16 protein-coding genes are annotated in these 14,174 nt (G+C 57.7%); 5 read left to right on the top strand and 11 right to left on the bottom strand.

Going from position 1 to position 14,174, the window contains the following annotated elements; all coding sequences use genetic code 11:
* Positions 1-72: 72 nt before the first annotated feature.
* Positions 73-1,128: a M28 family peptidase gene (locus ACO079_RS01030; RefSeq protein WP_421791143.1), complete on the bottom strand. Its 1,056-nt coding sequence runs from the start codon at positions 1,126-1,128 to the stop codon at positions 73-75.
* A 79-nt stretch (positions 1,129-1,207) separates the two neighbouring features.
* Between ACO079_RS01030 and ACO079_RS01025 the strand changes: the two genes are divergently transcribed.
* Genes ACO079_RS01025 through ACO079_RS01010 form a run of 4 tightly spaced genes read left to right on the top strand, consistent with a single transcriptional unit; the run spans position 1,208 to position 3,022 of the window.
* Complete coding sequence (locus ACO079_RS01025; protein WP_421791142.1) at positions 1,208-1,438, top strand: BolA family protein; 231 nt, start codon at positions 1,208-1,210, stop codon at positions 1,436-1,438.
* Complete coding sequence (locus ACO079_RS01020; protein WP_421791140.1) at positions 1,435-2,292, top strand: aldo/keto reductase; 858 nt, start codon at positions 1,435-1,437, stop codon at positions 2,290-2,292. The genes ACO079_RS01025 and ACO079_RS01020 overlap by 4 nt, the downstream gene beginning before the upstream one ends.
* Before the next feature lie 29 nt (positions 2,293-2,321).
* Positions 2,322-2,657, top strand: coding sequence for a Grx4 family monothiol glutaredoxin (gene grxD, locus ACO079_RS01015; RefSeq protein WP_421791138.1), 336 nt, complete (start codon positions 2,322-2,324; stop codon positions 2,655-2,657).
* Positions 2,657-3,022, top strand: coding sequence for a DUF427 domain-containing protein (locus ACO079_RS01010; RefSeq protein WP_421791136.1), 366 nt, complete (start codon positions 2,657-2,659; stop codon positions 3,020-3,022). The genes grxD and ACO079_RS01010 overlap by 1 nt, the downstream gene beginning before the upstream one ends.
* Here the strand turns inward: ACO079_RS01010 and ACO079_RS01005 are convergent.
* The 4 genes from ACO079_RS01005 to ACO079_RS00990 all read right to left on the bottom strand — a co-directional run bounded on the left by ACO079_RS01005 (position 3,019) and on the right by ACO079_RS00990 (position 5,452).
* Entirely contained in the window at positions 3,019-3,402 is a 384-nt protein-coding gene (locus tag ACO079_RS01005) for a hypothetical protein (RefSeq protein WP_421791135.1), read from the bottom strand. The two genes, ACO079_RS01010 and ACO079_RS01005, sit on opposite strands and share 4 nt — an antisense overlap.
* Before the next feature lie 294 nt (positions 3,403-3,696).
* On the bottom strand, positions 3,697-4,314 hold the full coding sequence (gene rpsD, locus ACO079_RS01000) for a 30S ribosomal protein S4 (RefSeq protein WP_421791133.1): 618 nt from the start codon (positions 4,312-4,314) through the stop codon (positions 3,697-3,699).
* Between the two features lie 135 nt (positions 4,315-4,449).
* Positions 4,450-4,710 carry a TfoX/Sxy family DNA transformation protein gene (locus ACO079_RS00995; RefSeq protein WP_421791131.1) on the bottom strand — a complete coding sequence of 87 codons (261 nt, stop codon included), beginning with the start codon at positions 4,708-4,710 and terminating at the stop codon, positions 4,450-4,452.
* Positions 4,703-5,452 carry an RNA methyltransferase gene (locus tag ACO079_RS00990; protein WP_421791129.1) on the bottom strand — a complete coding sequence of 250 codons (750 nt, stop codon included), beginning with the start codon at positions 5,450-5,452 and terminating at the stop codon, positions 4,703-4,705. The genes ACO079_RS00995 and ACO079_RS00990 overlap by 8 nt, the downstream gene beginning before the upstream one ends.
* A gap of 104 nt (positions 5,453-5,556) precedes the next feature.
* Here ACO079_RS00990 and ACO079_RS00985 point away from each other — a divergent pair, with 104 nt between their 5' ends.
* On the top strand, positions 5,557-6,774 hold the full coding sequence (locus tag ACO079_RS00985; protein ID WP_421791123.1) for an NADP-dependent isocitrate dehydrogenase: 1,218 nt from the start codon (positions 5,557-5,559) through the stop codon (positions 6,772-6,774).
* Positions 6,775-6,837: 63 nt separating this feature from the next.
* Here ACO079_RS00985 and ACO079_RS00980 read toward each other — a convergent pair whose 3' ends face one another.
* From ACO079_RS00980 to recA, 6 genes are all read right to left on the bottom strand, one after another.
* A complete protein-coding gene (locus ACO079_RS00980; RefSeq protein ID WP_421791122.1) occupies positions 6,838-7,845 on the bottom strand; it encodes an alpha/beta hydrolase in 1,008 nt (335 codons plus the stop codon).
* A gap of 38 nt (positions 7,846-7,883) precedes the next feature.
* Positions 7,884-8,087, bottom strand: coding sequence for a helix-turn-helix transcriptional regulator (locus tag ACO079_RS00975; RefSeq protein ID WP_421791120.1), 204 nt, complete (start codon positions 8,085-8,087; stop codon positions 7,884-7,886).
* Positions 8,078-8,410 (bottom strand): hypothetical protein, encoded by a 333-nt coding sequence (locus tag ACO079_RS00970; protein WP_421791118.1) that lies wholly within the window; start codon positions 8,408-8,410, stop codon positions 8,078-8,080. The genes ACO079_RS00975 and ACO079_RS00970 overlap by 10 nt, the downstream gene beginning before the upstream one ends.
* Positions 8,411-8,513: 103 nt before the next feature.
* Positions 8,514-10,253: a cation:proton antiporter gene (locus ACO079_RS00965; RefSeq protein ID WP_421791117.1), complete on the bottom strand. Its 1,740-nt coding sequence runs from the start codon at positions 10,251-10,253 to the stop codon at positions 8,514-8,516.
* Between the two features lie 48 nt (positions 10,254-10,301).
* Positions 10,302-12,953, bottom strand: coding sequence for an alanine--tRNA ligase (gene alaS, locus ACO079_RS00960; RefSeq protein ID WP_421791115.1), 2,652 nt, complete (start codon positions 12,951-12,953; stop codon positions 10,302-10,304).
* A 105-nt stretch (positions 12,954-13,058) separates the two neighbouring features.
* A complete protein-coding gene (gene recA, locus ACO079_RS00955) occupies positions 13,059-14,150 on the bottom strand; it encodes a recombinase RecA (RefSeq protein ID WP_421791114.1) in 1,092 nt (363 codons plus the stop codon).
* Positions 14,151-14,174: the final 24 nt, after the last annotated feature.

Below are 14,174 nucleotides of genomic sequence, written 5' to 3'. Positions count from 1 at the left end.
GGACCCATGCTGTATTATCGGCATTCCGGAATGGGTCCCGGATAAGGCTTCCGCCTTTCCGGGATGACGAATTTAGTTTTCCATGCCCGGCTTGATGTAGCGCCCGTCCTCATTGGTGTAGCCTGCCGGGCGCGCGTCGGAACTGGTATCAGGCCCAGCGGAGGGAGAAGGGGCGGCATCCGCCTCTGCGTGCGCCTCAACGACGCTTTGCAGGTTTGCATCGAAATAGACGATGGCGTTGAAAACGGTTTCCGTTACGGCTTCGAAGAAGTCATGGTGCATGACGTCAAACTCATCCGTATGAGAGTGATAATGCGGATGAAAATCCACGCCATAATAAATCCAGGGAATGCCCGCGCGATGGAAGGCGGCGTGATCAGAAGAGAAGGTCCAGTCGCCATTCGGGCCCCATTCCGGGCTGTCATAGCCCTGAATGATCGTCACGCCATCCGGCACCTCGACCGCATCGATATGCGCGCGCAGGAAAGGATGATGAAAAGCTCCGGCAGCGGCTAGCTCATTGTCTTCATTGAAGGCGAGCATATCCAGATTGATATTGAGCGCCATCTCGATACCCAGGCCCTGCAGGTATTCAACCAGTTCCCGCGCGCCATTGAGGCCGTTTTCTTCTGCATCCAGCGCAGCGAAGATGATCATGTGCTCGTTTGCGCCGTTGGCCAGAGCGCTGGCCGCCGCCAGCATAGCCGCGACGCCGGAGGCATTGTCATCCGCTCCATTGCAAATCTGGCCGTTACAATTGCCGATATGATCGTAATGCGCGGTCACGACGATGGCCGGACCGGACGCACTGCCATCCGCAGCGGGGTGATAGCCGACCAGATTAATCCCGCTGAGTTCCAGATCGGCATTCTGAGGGCGGCGATAGGTGAAGGGCTGGTCCCAGGTTTCTTCAAACGCCAGCAAGCCGGCCATGAAGTATTCCCCGGCGATATATTCGCGCGCCATCGCGGCGTCTTCGGTTCCGGTTAGCCGGCCATTCATGTCATCAGCCGCCAGCACACGCATATGTTCCAGCGCCATATTGGTGTCGATCTCGACATCCTGCGCGCAAGCGGAGGCCGGGACGATCGAAGCCGCTATGAGGCCAGAGAGAATGAGTTGGCGCATTGGTCAGTCCTTTTACACGGCGCGTGAATGAAAGCGGGTCTATACAAAGCCGCGCAAAGCCGCCACATACAATGCTGTCATGCCGATGAAAGCTGAAGATATTGCCCGCCTGATCAAGGACGGGATCGAGGGGGCCGAGGTCAAGATTATCGATCTGGCCGGAGATGGCGATCATTATGAGGCTATCGTCACAGCCGAGGCCTTCCGGGGCTTGAGCCGCATTAAACAGCACCAGCTGGTCTACACCGCTCTGGGGGGGCGCATGGGCGGCGAATTACATGCGCTGAAATTGAAGACACAAGCTCCGTGACAGATTTGCCCGCGTCAGTTTCGCGGCTCGGTTTTGGCGTGTCCGGCCCGCACAATAGCGATGTTGTGGACCCGGAAAAAACCATCGCGCTGGTTCATGAAGCCTATTCGCGTGGCATTACGGTTTTCGACACCGCGCTGAAATATGGCGATGGCGAAGCGCAACGCCGGCTTGGCCAGGCCTTGCAGTCTCTGCATGTCCCGCGCGACAGCTATTTCGTCATTACCAAGGTCGGCATTCTGAACGAAAAAAATGCAAGAGGGTTTCAGCCGGACCAGATAAAGGATGCCGTGCGGTCTTGTGTCGACACGCTTGGGTGCGGCCGCGTTGATCTGGTTTTGCTTCAGGGCCCCGCCAGCGAGGAGTTCGACGCCGCTTTTCCCGCGCTTTTGTCGTTGAAAGAAGCGGGTGATCTGCGTTTTGCCGGGGTCAGCGGCCGCGATGACGAGCTGGACCTGCCGCTCACCCATACAGATGTCGATGCCATCATGGCTCCGCATTATGACGGGTTGAACGCGGTCCAGAATAACCGGCTGATGAAGGCGCGGGAAAGCGGCAAGATGGTATTCGGCATCGAAGCCCTGTCAGTGGCGAAAGGGCGCTTCAAACTCCCGCATGACCGGCTGTCATGGTGGTATTTCCAACGGTCCATTCAGCGCCAGCGAGAGCGTCAAGCCCGGATCAAAGCGGGACTGCCCGTTGCGCCGGAAGCCATGCTTAGCGTCGCTGCGGCGCTTCGGCGTTCGGCCAATAGCGGGCTGGTGGATTGCGTCATGGTACAAACAACAAAAACAACGCATTTGCGAGCGAATGCGGCGGCGCTTGGTCTTGACGGCGGGCCTGCCGATGCCTAGCTCGGAATGACATCTCAAGGAGTGCCGAAATGAGCGACGCTGTTCAGTCTGAAATCAAAGACATGGTCGAGAAAAACGACGTGATCCTGTTCATGAAAGGCACGCCAGTGTTTCCGCAATGCGGGTTTTCGTCGGTCGTGGCCAGCGTGCTCAATCATGTCGGCGTGGAATATGCCTCGGTGAACGTTCTGGAAGATCAGGATGTGCGCGAAGGCATCAAGGTCTATTCAGATTGGCCAACCATCCCTCAGCTTTACGTGAAGGGTGAGTTTGTCGGCGGCTGCGACATCATCAAGGAAATGTTCGAAGAAGGTGAGCTGCGCCCCTTCCTGCAAGACAAGGGCATTCTGAAAGCGGAAGCCTGATGAACCGGCCTGTCCGGGAGCCTGGCCCGGATCATCCCATACTGATCGATACGGACGGCCAGCTGGTGCGTCTGAAGGCCAAAGGCGTCAAAGTCGGTGAAGGCGTCGCTTTAGCCCTGCGCGAAGCCAGCTATCCGCCGGTCTTCTATATTGAGCGCGGGGCCATCAACGCTGTCGCCCTCACCCGGTCAGAGAAAACCACCTGGTGTCCCTATAAGGGCGAGGCCACGCATTATCACCTCACCTTAGCCGATGGCACGGTGCTGGAAAATGCGATCTGGTCGTATGAAGACCCGCTGCCAGCGGTGGATGTCATCAAGAACCGGCTGGCGTTTTACCCGGTTGTGACGGTTGAGCCTGCTTAATCCAAAATCGGATTCATAACCACCACCGTTGCGCCGGGACGCGTGCCCAGCTCTTCAAAGCCGAACGGGATCTCCACTCCATCCGGCACAAGAGCCCGGCAATAGTCATCACGGACGCGGCCGATTGTGACCTGAACCTCACCACGGCGCTGGCGGACATCAACGGTCAGATCCGCCTTTTGCGTGCAACCATTGGACGGCACCCGCACCACCAGAATGTCATCGCCGACAATGCGCCAGCCATGCAGGGCAATGTTGTCATTCGAGACTTCAACCACATCTGCCTCGTCCCCGCCGGGGATCAAAGGCAGGCGCTGAACGGTTGAACAGGCCGTCAAAACCAGCGGCAAAACAGCGATCGCGAAAAGGCGTGAAAACATAAGGCGGCTCCGGCGAAATTCTGATTCAATGTGTTAAGCGGTTTGACCGTCTCTGCAAAGCGTGAGGCGCAACAAACTCGCTTCCAAGCCGAATTGATACTGCCCCGACTCGCCTTACAGGCGAAAAGCGATTCATCACTTGAAGCGGAGTCAGTTTAAGACTCAGTTTCAAGACGTTAGGTAGAAAACTTGAATCAAATGAATTGCTTACAAGCCCAGATGAGGCCTGCAGAATAAACAAAGGCCGCTCTGGTGCAACACCAAAGCGGCCTTCAAACTGATATTCGTCAGAATTTACGAGGAGTAGTATTCGACGACGAGGTTCGGTTCCATCTGCGCCGCGTAGGGCACTTCGGCAAATTCCGGGATACGCGTGAAGGTGGCCTTCATGCCTTTTCCGTCGACCTCGATATAATCCGGGATATCCCGTTCCGGGCTTTCCAGCGCTTCCAGCACCAGAGCCATGGAGCGCGACTTCTCGCGGACTTCCACAACGTCACCGACTTTGACGCGGTAGGACGGGATGTTGACCTTCTTGCCGTTCACCTTGACGTGGCCATGGTTCACGAACTGGCGGGCGGCAAACACGGTCGGCACGAATTTGGCGCGATAGACGATCGCATCCAGACGGCTTTCCAGAAGACCGATCAGCTGTTCGGCCGTGTTACCGCGAAGCCTTGTGGCCTCGGTGTAGATACGGCGGAATTGTTTTTCGGTGATGTTGCCGTAATAGCCCTTCAGCTTCTGCTTGGCGCGCAGCTGCAGGCCAAAGTCAGACAGCTTGCCCTTGCGGCGCTGACCGTGCTGGCCAGGACCATAGGGGCGGGAATTGATTGGGGATTTCGGACGGCCCCAGAGGTTTTCACCCATGCGGCGGTCAATTTTGTACTTATTCGAATGACGCTTCGACATAACACTCTCATTTTCGACGCGGCCCGGCAGCCCTCATCCTTTGAAGACTGCGATCTCAACGGCGGTACCGCACCACCCGTCATAACGCCTGCCAAAACAGGCGAGGAGCGGCTTTTAACGGGTTGCAAGGCGATGTCAACGGCGGGGCGTATCCACGGCCTCGCGCAAGGCGGCCTTCAGCTCATCCGGCAGATGCCGCCAGTCTACATCCATCAATCCGGCCTGCATCGCATAGAGCGCATTCAATGAGACGTTTCCGGCCCGGGCTTTGAGCCGCAAATAGGCCTCAACGGCTCCAGCCGCTTCCAGGTCCGCACGCGAACGAATGCCGACCTCGGCCAGAGCCGCGGCGGTCTTGGGGCCCAGATTGCGGACCTGCTCAATGGCTTCACTCATCCCGCACAATCCGCGCCTTACCGCGGCCAAGGGCAAGCGCCTTGATGGCGCCTCTAAACGTCCGTGCTTCCTGTTCAGTAAAGCGTGCACGGACCAGCGCCGCCCTAAGATTATTGACCATCAAAGGCGTTTTTTCTGGCGGATGGAAAAAGCCGGCCTTTTCCAGCTCGCTTTCAAAATGCTGGAACAGGCGTTCGACATCCTCGCGGCTTGCCGGATCGCTAATTTCATCAAAATCCTCCGGCACCTCATCGCCCGCCCGCCATTCATAGGCACAGCAGGCCACCGTCTGGGCCAGGTTCAGCGACCAGAATTCACGATTGACCGGCAGGGTGATGATGGCTTCGGAATCGGCGACGAGTTCATTCGGCAGACCGGACTTTTCGCCGCCGAATAGCACACCTGCCTGCTCGCCTGCCTGATGGGCGGCGCGGATCTCTGCCATCGCCTCTCGCGGGGTCAGCACGCGCTTTTCCATGCCGCGAGGCCGGGCAGTGGTCGCATAGATTCGCGTCAGGCCAGTCATCGCCGCAACGGGTTCAAACTCCACCTTGATATCTTCGAGCACCGGGGAACCGGAGGCGACACTTTCAGCCTTCTGATTGGGCCAGCCATCGCGTGGATCAATAATTCGCAAATCCGGCAATCCGAAATTGCCCATCACGCGCGCCGCCGCGCCAATATTCTCGCCCAGTTGCGGGCGGTGCAGGATAAAAACCGGGGCCAGGAGTTGTGTGGGCATCAGTCTGGGTCTTCCGCTATTCGTTCGGCAGTGATAACTAGCGCGCAACTCTTCCGGACACGTCCGGTTTTCGCACGTTTTCAGCAGCATTGGATAAAGCGCAAATGGCCAAGATCAAAGTCGATACCCCGCTCGTTGAGCTCGATGGCGATGAGATGACCCGCATCATCTGGCAGATGATCAAAGACAAGCTCATCTACCCCTATCTCGATATTGATCTGAAATATTATGATCTTTCGATCGAAAAGCGCGATGAGACCGATGACAAGATCACGGTCGAAGCCGCCGAAGCTATCAAGCATTATGGTGTGGGCGTGAAATGCGCGACCATCACGCCGGATGAAGCCCGCGTGGAAGAATTCGGCCTGAAGAAAATGTGGCGTTCTCCGAACGGAACGATCCGCAACATTCTGGGCGGTGTGGTGTTCCGTGAGCCAATCGTGATTTCCAACGTGCCGCGCCTGGTGCCGGGCTGGACCAAGCCGATGGTGGTTGGCCGTCATGCCTTTGGTGACCAGTATCGCGCCACAGACTTTAAAGTCCCCGGCCCCGGCAAGCTGACCATGAAGTATGAGCCGGCCGATGGCGGTGAAGCACAGGAATTTGAAATCTTCGAATTCCCGAGCTCTGGCGTGGCCATGGGCATGTATAATCTGGACGAGTCCATTCGTGATTTTGCCCGCGCCAGCCTGAATTATGGCCTGCAGCGCGGCTGGCCGGTTTATCTTTCTACCAAGAACACGATCATGAAGGCCTATGATGGTCGCTTCAAAGATCTGTTCCAGGAAATCTTCGATGACGAATTCAAATCCGCCTTCGAAGCCAAGGGCATTTCCTATGAGCACCGCCTGATCGACGACATGGTCGCGGCGGCCATGAAATGGTCGGGTGGCTTTGTCTGGGCCTGTAAAAACTATGATGGCGATGTGCAGTCTGACACCGTCGCCCAGGGCTTTGGCTCGCTGGGTCTGATGACGTCGGTTCTCATGAGCCCGGACGGCAAGACCGTCGAAGCGGAAGCCGCGCACGGCACGGTGACGCGTCACTATCGCCAGCACCAGAAGGGCGAGCAGACTTCGACCAACTCCATCGCCTCCATCTTTGCCTGGACCCGCGGGCTGGAGCATCGCGGCCGTCAGGACGGCAATGAAGAATTGATGGCGTTTGCTGCCAAGCTGGAAGACACCGTCATCAAGACGGTAGAGGCTGGTTACATGACCAAGGACCTCGCACTGCTGGTCGGCGATCAGCAGGGCTGGCTGTCGACCGAAGGCTTCCTGGAAAAAGTCGGCGACCGCTTTGCCGAGGTGATGAAGGGCTAAGACCGCCCGTTCCAAAACAAAGGGCAGGGCGTTTTTCCTGCCCTTTTCTATCTTGTGCTGCCGCTAGTCAGTAATCTCTTCGGCGGTCAGCCAATCCATCACGGTTCTCAAGACCGCTTGATCGATCGGCTCTGTGATCTGGGCATATTCCTGAGGCAGCCCTGTTTCTGCCGGCATAAGCAGGTGATTGACGTTCGCCAGCACGACCGCTCCGGCATCGGCAAGCCCGGCCAGCAGAGGCGGATGATGTTGATCAGCGGGCAAAATAGGGTCCAGAGTCCCGCCGATGATCAGTGTGGGTGCCACGACACTCGCAACAAAATCTGCGGGCTCGTATTCCAGCTGCGACCTGTACCAAGGCGATAGGAACAAGTCTGCTTGACCCTCAATTGTTTGCGGTACAAACGCATACGGCGGCACAAGCTGCCGGCCAGGCCCCGAGAGAAACTCAAGCAGACCGGCTCTGTTTTCTGCGCGGATCAGGCCGATAAAGCGCGCAAACTCCTGCCGCCATAATTCTGCCGCAGGGCCCGCAATGCCACTCGCAGCCAAAAGTGCGTCCAGTTGATGAGCCAGGGCGATCTCGCCCCCTAATCCTGGTGGGGAGGCCAGAATGAGAAAGTCCACTCGTTCAGGCGAGGCTGCGGCCACTCTCATGGCAATTCCAGCCCCTTCCGACAATCCAAAAATGCCCAAGCGTCGCGTATCAACATATCGCAAGGATTCGAGATAACTCAGCGCGTCGCTCGTATCAGCCATCAGTTGTTCATGGTCAGCGCGCGTCCAATCTCCGCCGGATTGACCAACGCCGCGATCATCAAGCGTAAGCACCACCATACCGGCTTGCTGTAAGTTTTCTGCCAATGATTCAAACGGTCGAAGCTGACCCACGCTCAGATACCGGTCATTCGGCCCGGATACACCCACCAGCACAATTGCTGGGGCCAGATTTGAACGGTCAGGCCGGTAGAGTGTTCCGGCCAGCTCAACGCCATCTATTGAGGATACCACCGACACATCCCTAACGCTGGTGGCGGGACTATCATCCTGCGCCACAGAACAAGAGGTCATAGCTAACCCCATGAGAACGGCGGTAAAAGTCTGTTTTGTCATGTTTTTTCCTCGATAAAGACCTCAGTTACGGGGACCTCCAGCACCCCAGCAATCGCAAAGGCCAAAGTGACTGACGGGTCATGCCGCAGGTTTTCGATCGCATTCATGGATTGTCGCGAAATCTTCACCGCATCCGCCAGGCGATGCTGAGACAGGCCTTTTGCCGCGCGCAATTCCCGGATCCGGTTCTTCAAAACCATCTCCGCGACGTTAGGAGCCAGCTACCGATATATAGGGCAAACAAGCCTGCCCAGATGAACCGTGCATGGGACTCAAGCACCGCTTCCATCTCGAAGAGCGGGACCGCCAAAGCTGCAAGGACCGATACGGCAAATGCGAGCGCTGCGGCTCTTGCAGCATGCTGGCGCACCACCTCATCTCCGGTGAGGCCATGCGCGAACGCCAGTGCGCCGGCGAGTAGCGCGGCAATGCCGCGTATCGTGTCAGGTAGAAAGACGAACGCGACCAGACAGACGCAGAACGGGATCAGAAAAAACAGATCGCGGCGGAATGAAAATGACATGGGCAACTCGAATTGGTGTTACTCCCAATACGGTATTGTCGTGTTTTCTTTACGTCAAGTATTCTTTCCATTTATGCTTTGGGTGTTGTTTTTCTTGCTTTTTCTAATCCTCGTTCGAGGGTTCACGTTTCGGATCGCCGTAGATCTCTTCGCGGGCACGAGTAATGCGCGCCCGGGCCGTTTCCGGCGATAGGCCAAAATCTTCCAGCACGTGTTCGGCGAGTTGCAGAGCCGCTTCCGCAGCCTCGTGGATGACATAATCCGCCCCAGCCTCAATTAACCGGTCGGCATGCGCACGATCGACCGCGCGCGCTGTAATCGGTGCATTCAGCCGCTGCGTCCGGACGGCTTTGACAACCCGCAAGGCCTTGTCCGGATCATCCACGGCGATGACAAATTGCGCAGCAGTTTCCAGACCCACTTTCTGCAGGGTTTCCATCCGGCTGGCATCGCCGAACAGGATGCTCACACCCTTGGCGCGATGGGTCGCCACGCGCTTGGGATTGGAATCAATGGCGATGATTTCGGCATTTTCTTCTTCCAGTAGTTCGCCCAGCATGCGACCCACCCGGCCATAACCCACAATGATGACATGATCATCCAGCGGATCTGGCGCGCGCTTGTCATCCACGCCCAGATCTTTCGGTGCCAGACGCGCCGCTGCCATCTCGCCCAGGCGAGAAAGCAAGGGCGTCACCAACATGGTGAGGCCCGCTATGGCGGTGATCAGCGCGGCGTGTTCTGGCAGGATGACAGACGCCGCAACGGCGGCGGCCAGAATCACAAACGCAAATTCGCCGGCCGGGCCGAGCAGCGTCGCCGCCTGGATCGAAACCGCCCGGTCATTTCCAAACAACCGCGCGCCAACATAAACCAACGCGCCTTTCAGCAGGATCAGCGTAATCGCGCCGCCAAGGACAATTGGCCACTGTGCCGCGATCGCGAAGGGGTCGACGCTCATGCCGACATTCATAAAGAAAAGGCCAATCAGCAGGCCTTTAAACGGTTCCAGATCAATCTCGATCTGCGCCTTGAATTCGGTCTCCCCCAACAGCAATCCCGCCAGGAAAGCCCCGAGCGCCAAAGATAACCCGGCCGAATAGGTCGCTGCCGAGGCGGCGAGGACAACCAAAATCGTAAGCGCCAGCAACATGTCTCGCGCGCCAGCTGTCGCTGCCATCCTGAACGCCGGGCGCAAGACGAAACGGCCGGCTAAAGCGATCACCGCGATGGCCAGCGCGCCGCCGATCACGGCCTGACCAATGGCGGGCAATATGCCACCCTCTCCACCGAGGGCCAGGAAACCCACCAGAATCAAGATTGGCGCGACAGCTATGTCTTGAAACAGAAGAACCGAGAAAGATGTGCGGCCCATCGGCGTGGCGGCTTTGCGTTCTTCGACGAGGATTTGCATGACAATCGCCGTCGAGGACAGGGCCAGGGCCAGCGCAATTACCGTCGCCACAGCAGGCGTCAGCCCGACAGAAATCCCGATCGCACCCATTATGATCGCAGAGACCAGGACCTGAAAGGCACCAAGCCCAAACACGTCGCGTCGTAAAGCCCAGAGCCGCCGGAAGGAGAGTTCCAGTCCCAACAGGAAGAGCAGGAAGAGGACGCCTGCTTCCGCAAAGGGCTCGATCGCATGCGGGTCTTCGATCGTCACAAAACGCAAAAGCGGCTCTGTTTCGACCAACCGTCCCAGCCCAAAAGGCCCCAGCAAGACACCGGTCAGAAGAAAAGCCAGAACGGAACTTTGTTTCAGGGCGCGAAACAGCGGCGCCGCAATACCCGCTGCGACGAGGAAGACGGCAATATCCTTCAGCCAGGTTTCGTAATGCATGCCTTGCCCTCAGCGCCCGGCTGAGAGCTTACACGATTTCCCTCCGTGTCAGCCGGAAATCGTGGACTTTATTGTCGCAATGGCAGCCTCGGCTTTTGTTCCATCCGGACCGCCGGCCTGGGCAAAGTCCGGGCGGCCACCACCACCCTTACCGCCGACTTCCGCGGCTCCGGCTTTGACCAGATCCACCGCGTTGAAACGGTCTTTCAGATCGTCGGTCACGCCCACGGCCAGCGCGGCTTTGCCGTCATTGACGCCAATGAAAACGGCAATGCCGGACCCCATCTGTTGTTTGGCCTCATCAATCAGACCTCGGAGATCTCTACCGCCCACGCCGTCGGCGACACGACCGATGAAATTTACATCGCCAACCTTCTCCGGTCCAGGCGCAGCCGGGCCCGACCCGCCGCCCATGGCGAGTTGTTTCTTGGCTTCGGCCAGTTGGCGCTCCAACTGCTTGCGTTCATCCAACAGGGTTTGAATGCGCGTGGGCACGTCCGATGTAGGGACCTTCAACTTTTCGGCGGAGGCTTTTGCCAATCCGGCCTGATTTTCCAAATATTGCCGCGCGGCTTCACCGGTGAGCGCTTCGATCCGGCGCACGCCGGCAGATACCGCGCTTTCGGACACGACTTTGAACAAAGCGATGTCGCCGGTGCGCGACACATGGGTGCCACCGCAAAGCTCGACGGAATAAGGCTTGTCCTCGACCTTCAGGTCTTCGCCCATTGTGAGCACGCGAACGCTGTCTCCGTATTTTTCACCGAACAGGGCGAGCGCCCCGGCTTCAATGGCGGCTTCCGGGGTCATTTCACGGGTCGCCACTTCGCTGTTCTGGCGAATAACCTCATTCACATCGGCCTCAATGCGCAATACCTCGTCCGACGTCACGGCGCCATTATGCGAGAAGTCAAAGCGCAAGCGGTCCGGACCAACGTACGAGCCCTTCTGAGCCACATGATCGCCCAGCACATCGCGTAAGGCACGATGCATCAAATGCGTTGCAGAGTGGTTGGATCGGGTGCGGTTTCGCCGGGCGCCATCCACGATCAAAACAGCTTTTTCGCCCTTTGAGATAGAACCGGATTCCAGCACGCCGGCATGGGCGAACACCTCACCGGCACGTTTTTGCGTGTCATGGACCACAAAGCGCGCGCCATTGGTGAAGGTAATCACGCCGGAATCGCCAATCTGGCCGCCGGATTCGCCGTAGAATGGTGTTTGATCAAAGACCAATTCAGCGCTCTGACCTTCGTTGAGAACGTCGACCGCTTTGCCACCTGTGATGATGGCGGCCAGAGGGGATTCCCCGGCGACGCCCTCATAACCGAGGAATTTCGTGTCGCCGGCGTTCTTCTGGACAGAGAACCAAACGGTGTCCGGTGCGGTTTCACCGGATTGAAAGCCGGCCGAGCGGGCCATTTCCCGCTGCTTTTCCATAGAGGCATTAAAGCCAACCTCATCGACTGACATGCCGCGTGCGCGCAGCGCATCCTGCGTCAGATCCAGCGGGAACCCATAAGTATCGTAGAGCTTGAAAGCCGTCTCACCCGGCAGGGCATCGCCTTCCTTCATATCGAGCGTGGCCTCATCCAGCAGCGCGAGACCCCGGCCCAGCGTTCGCTGAAAACGCTCTTCTTCCGCCTCAAGCGTCTTCTCGATAGTGGCTTGCGCGCGACCCAGCTCAGGGAAGGCCTCGCCCATCTGATTGACAAGCTCCCCGACAAGGCGGTGCATGACCGGCTCGCTGGCCCCTAAAAGATGCGCATGGCGCATGGCGCGACGCATGATCCGGCGCAGCACATAACCCCGGCCTTCATTGGAGGGGGTCACACCATCCGCCATTAAAAATGCACTCGAGCGGAGATGATCAGCGATGACCCGATGGCTCGCCAACGCATCACCCTCGGCCTTCGATGACAGCACGTCTTGCGAATTCGCAATCAGCGCCTGGAACAGGTCGATGTCGTAATTATTGTGCTTGCCCTGCAAGACTGCGGCAATGCGCTCCAGCCCCATGCCGGTATCAATCGATGGCTTGGGCAGGTCGATCCGGCCACCGGCCTGTTGCTCGAACTGCATGAATACGAGATTCCAGATCTCGATAAAGCGGTCGCCATCTTCGTCCGGTGACCCTGGTGGGCCACCTGGAATATCCGCACCGTGATCGTAGAAGATTTCCGCACACGGACCGCACGGGCCGGTATCGCCCATCGACCAGAAGTTATCCGAGGTCGCTATTTTCAGAATGCGGTCTTCCGACAGTCCCGCTATTTTCTTCCAGAGATCGAATGCTTCCTGATCGTCCGCATAAACCGTGACCAGCAATTTTTCGGCAGGAAGGCCAAACTCCTGAGTCACCAGTTTCCAGGCATGGTCTATGGCAACATCCTTGAAGTAGTCGCCAAAGGAGAAATTCCCCAGCATCTCGAAAAAGGTGTGGTGGCGCGCCGTATAACCGACATTATCGAGATCATTGTGCTTGCCGCCCGCGCGCACGCATTTCTGCGAGGAAACCGCACGCGGCGGATCGCGGTCTTCCTGACCGGTGAACACATTCTTGAACGGCACCATGCCGGCATTTGTGAACAGAAGCGTCGGATCGTCCTTCGGGACAAGCGAGCTGGACGGCACGACTTCATGATCGCGGCGTTCGAAGAAGGAAATAAAGTCGCGGCGGATATCGCGCAGGCTGGTCATGGCAGGTCCGGTTCACATCGTTTGGACCACATATAGAAACGGGTGCCCGGCTTCGCCAAGCACCCGTTACTGCAGAGCTGTGAAAAGGGACCGGAATGCGCGCCCTTAACCGGCGTCGGCAATGTCCTCTTTATCCAGACCGTCTTCCTCGGATGGGCCCACCAGCATTTCGTCCGCGATCAGACCAGCATTGGCCCGGACCTTGGTTTCGATCGCATTGGCAATATCCGGATTTTCCAAGAGGAAGCGCCGGGCATTCTCGCGACCCTGCCCGATCCGTTCGGAGTCATAAGAATACCAGGAACCAGATTTCTCGATCACATTGCCTTTGACGCCAAGATCAAGAATTTCGCCCATCTTGGAAATGCCTTCGCCATAAAGAATGTCGAACTCCACTTCGCGGAAGGGTGGCGCCACCTTGTTTTTGACGACTTTCACACGGGTCTGATTGCCAATGACCTCGTCACGGTTCTTGATCTGACCAATGCGGCGGATATCCAAACGGACGGAGGAATAGAACTTCAGCGCATTGCCGCCCGTCGTGGTTTCAGGAGAGCCGAACATGACACCGATCTTCATGCGGATCTGGTTGATGAAGATCACCATGCAATGGGATTTCGAGATCGATCCTGTGAGCTTGCGCAGCGCCTGGCTCATCAGACGTGCTTGAAGGCCTGGCAGGCTATCGCCCATCTCGCCTTCGAGTTCCGCTCGAGGCGTCAGCGCGGCAACAGAGTCAATGACCAGCACATCCACCGCGCCGGAACGCACCAGCGTATCGGCAATTTCCAGCGCCTGTTCGCCTGCATCCGGCTGGGAGACGAGCAATTCGCCGACATCAACACCGAGCTTTCCGGCATAAACCGGATCCAGCGCGTGCTCGGCGTCCACGAAGGCCGCCACACCGCCGCGCTTCTGACATTCCGCCACACAATGCAGGGCGAGCGTCGTCTTACCGGAGCTTTCCGGGCCGTAGACCTCGATGATGCGGCCTTTGGGAAGTCCGCCAATGCCCAGAGCAATGTCCAGACCCAGTGAACCGGTGGGCACCGATTCAATATCCATTTCGGGACGTTCGCCCAGCTTCATCACCGAGCCCTTACCGAAGGCCCGGTCGATTTGAGAGAGCGCCGCATCCAGCGCTTTTTTCTTGTTGCTATCCACGTCGCTCACCAGTCGAATCGCTGCTTTGGCCATTGATACTTCCCCTTATTTCACGTC

Origin of the sequence: Hyphobacterium sp. (genome assembly GCF_965228115.1) — a bacterium.
Classification (GTDB): domain Bacteria; phylum Pseudomonadota; class Alphaproteobacteria; order Caulobacterales; family Maricaulaceae; genus Hyphobacterium.
Note: the sequence above shows the minus strand (reverse complement) of the source record. Positions and strands in the feature narration are given on the sequence as shown.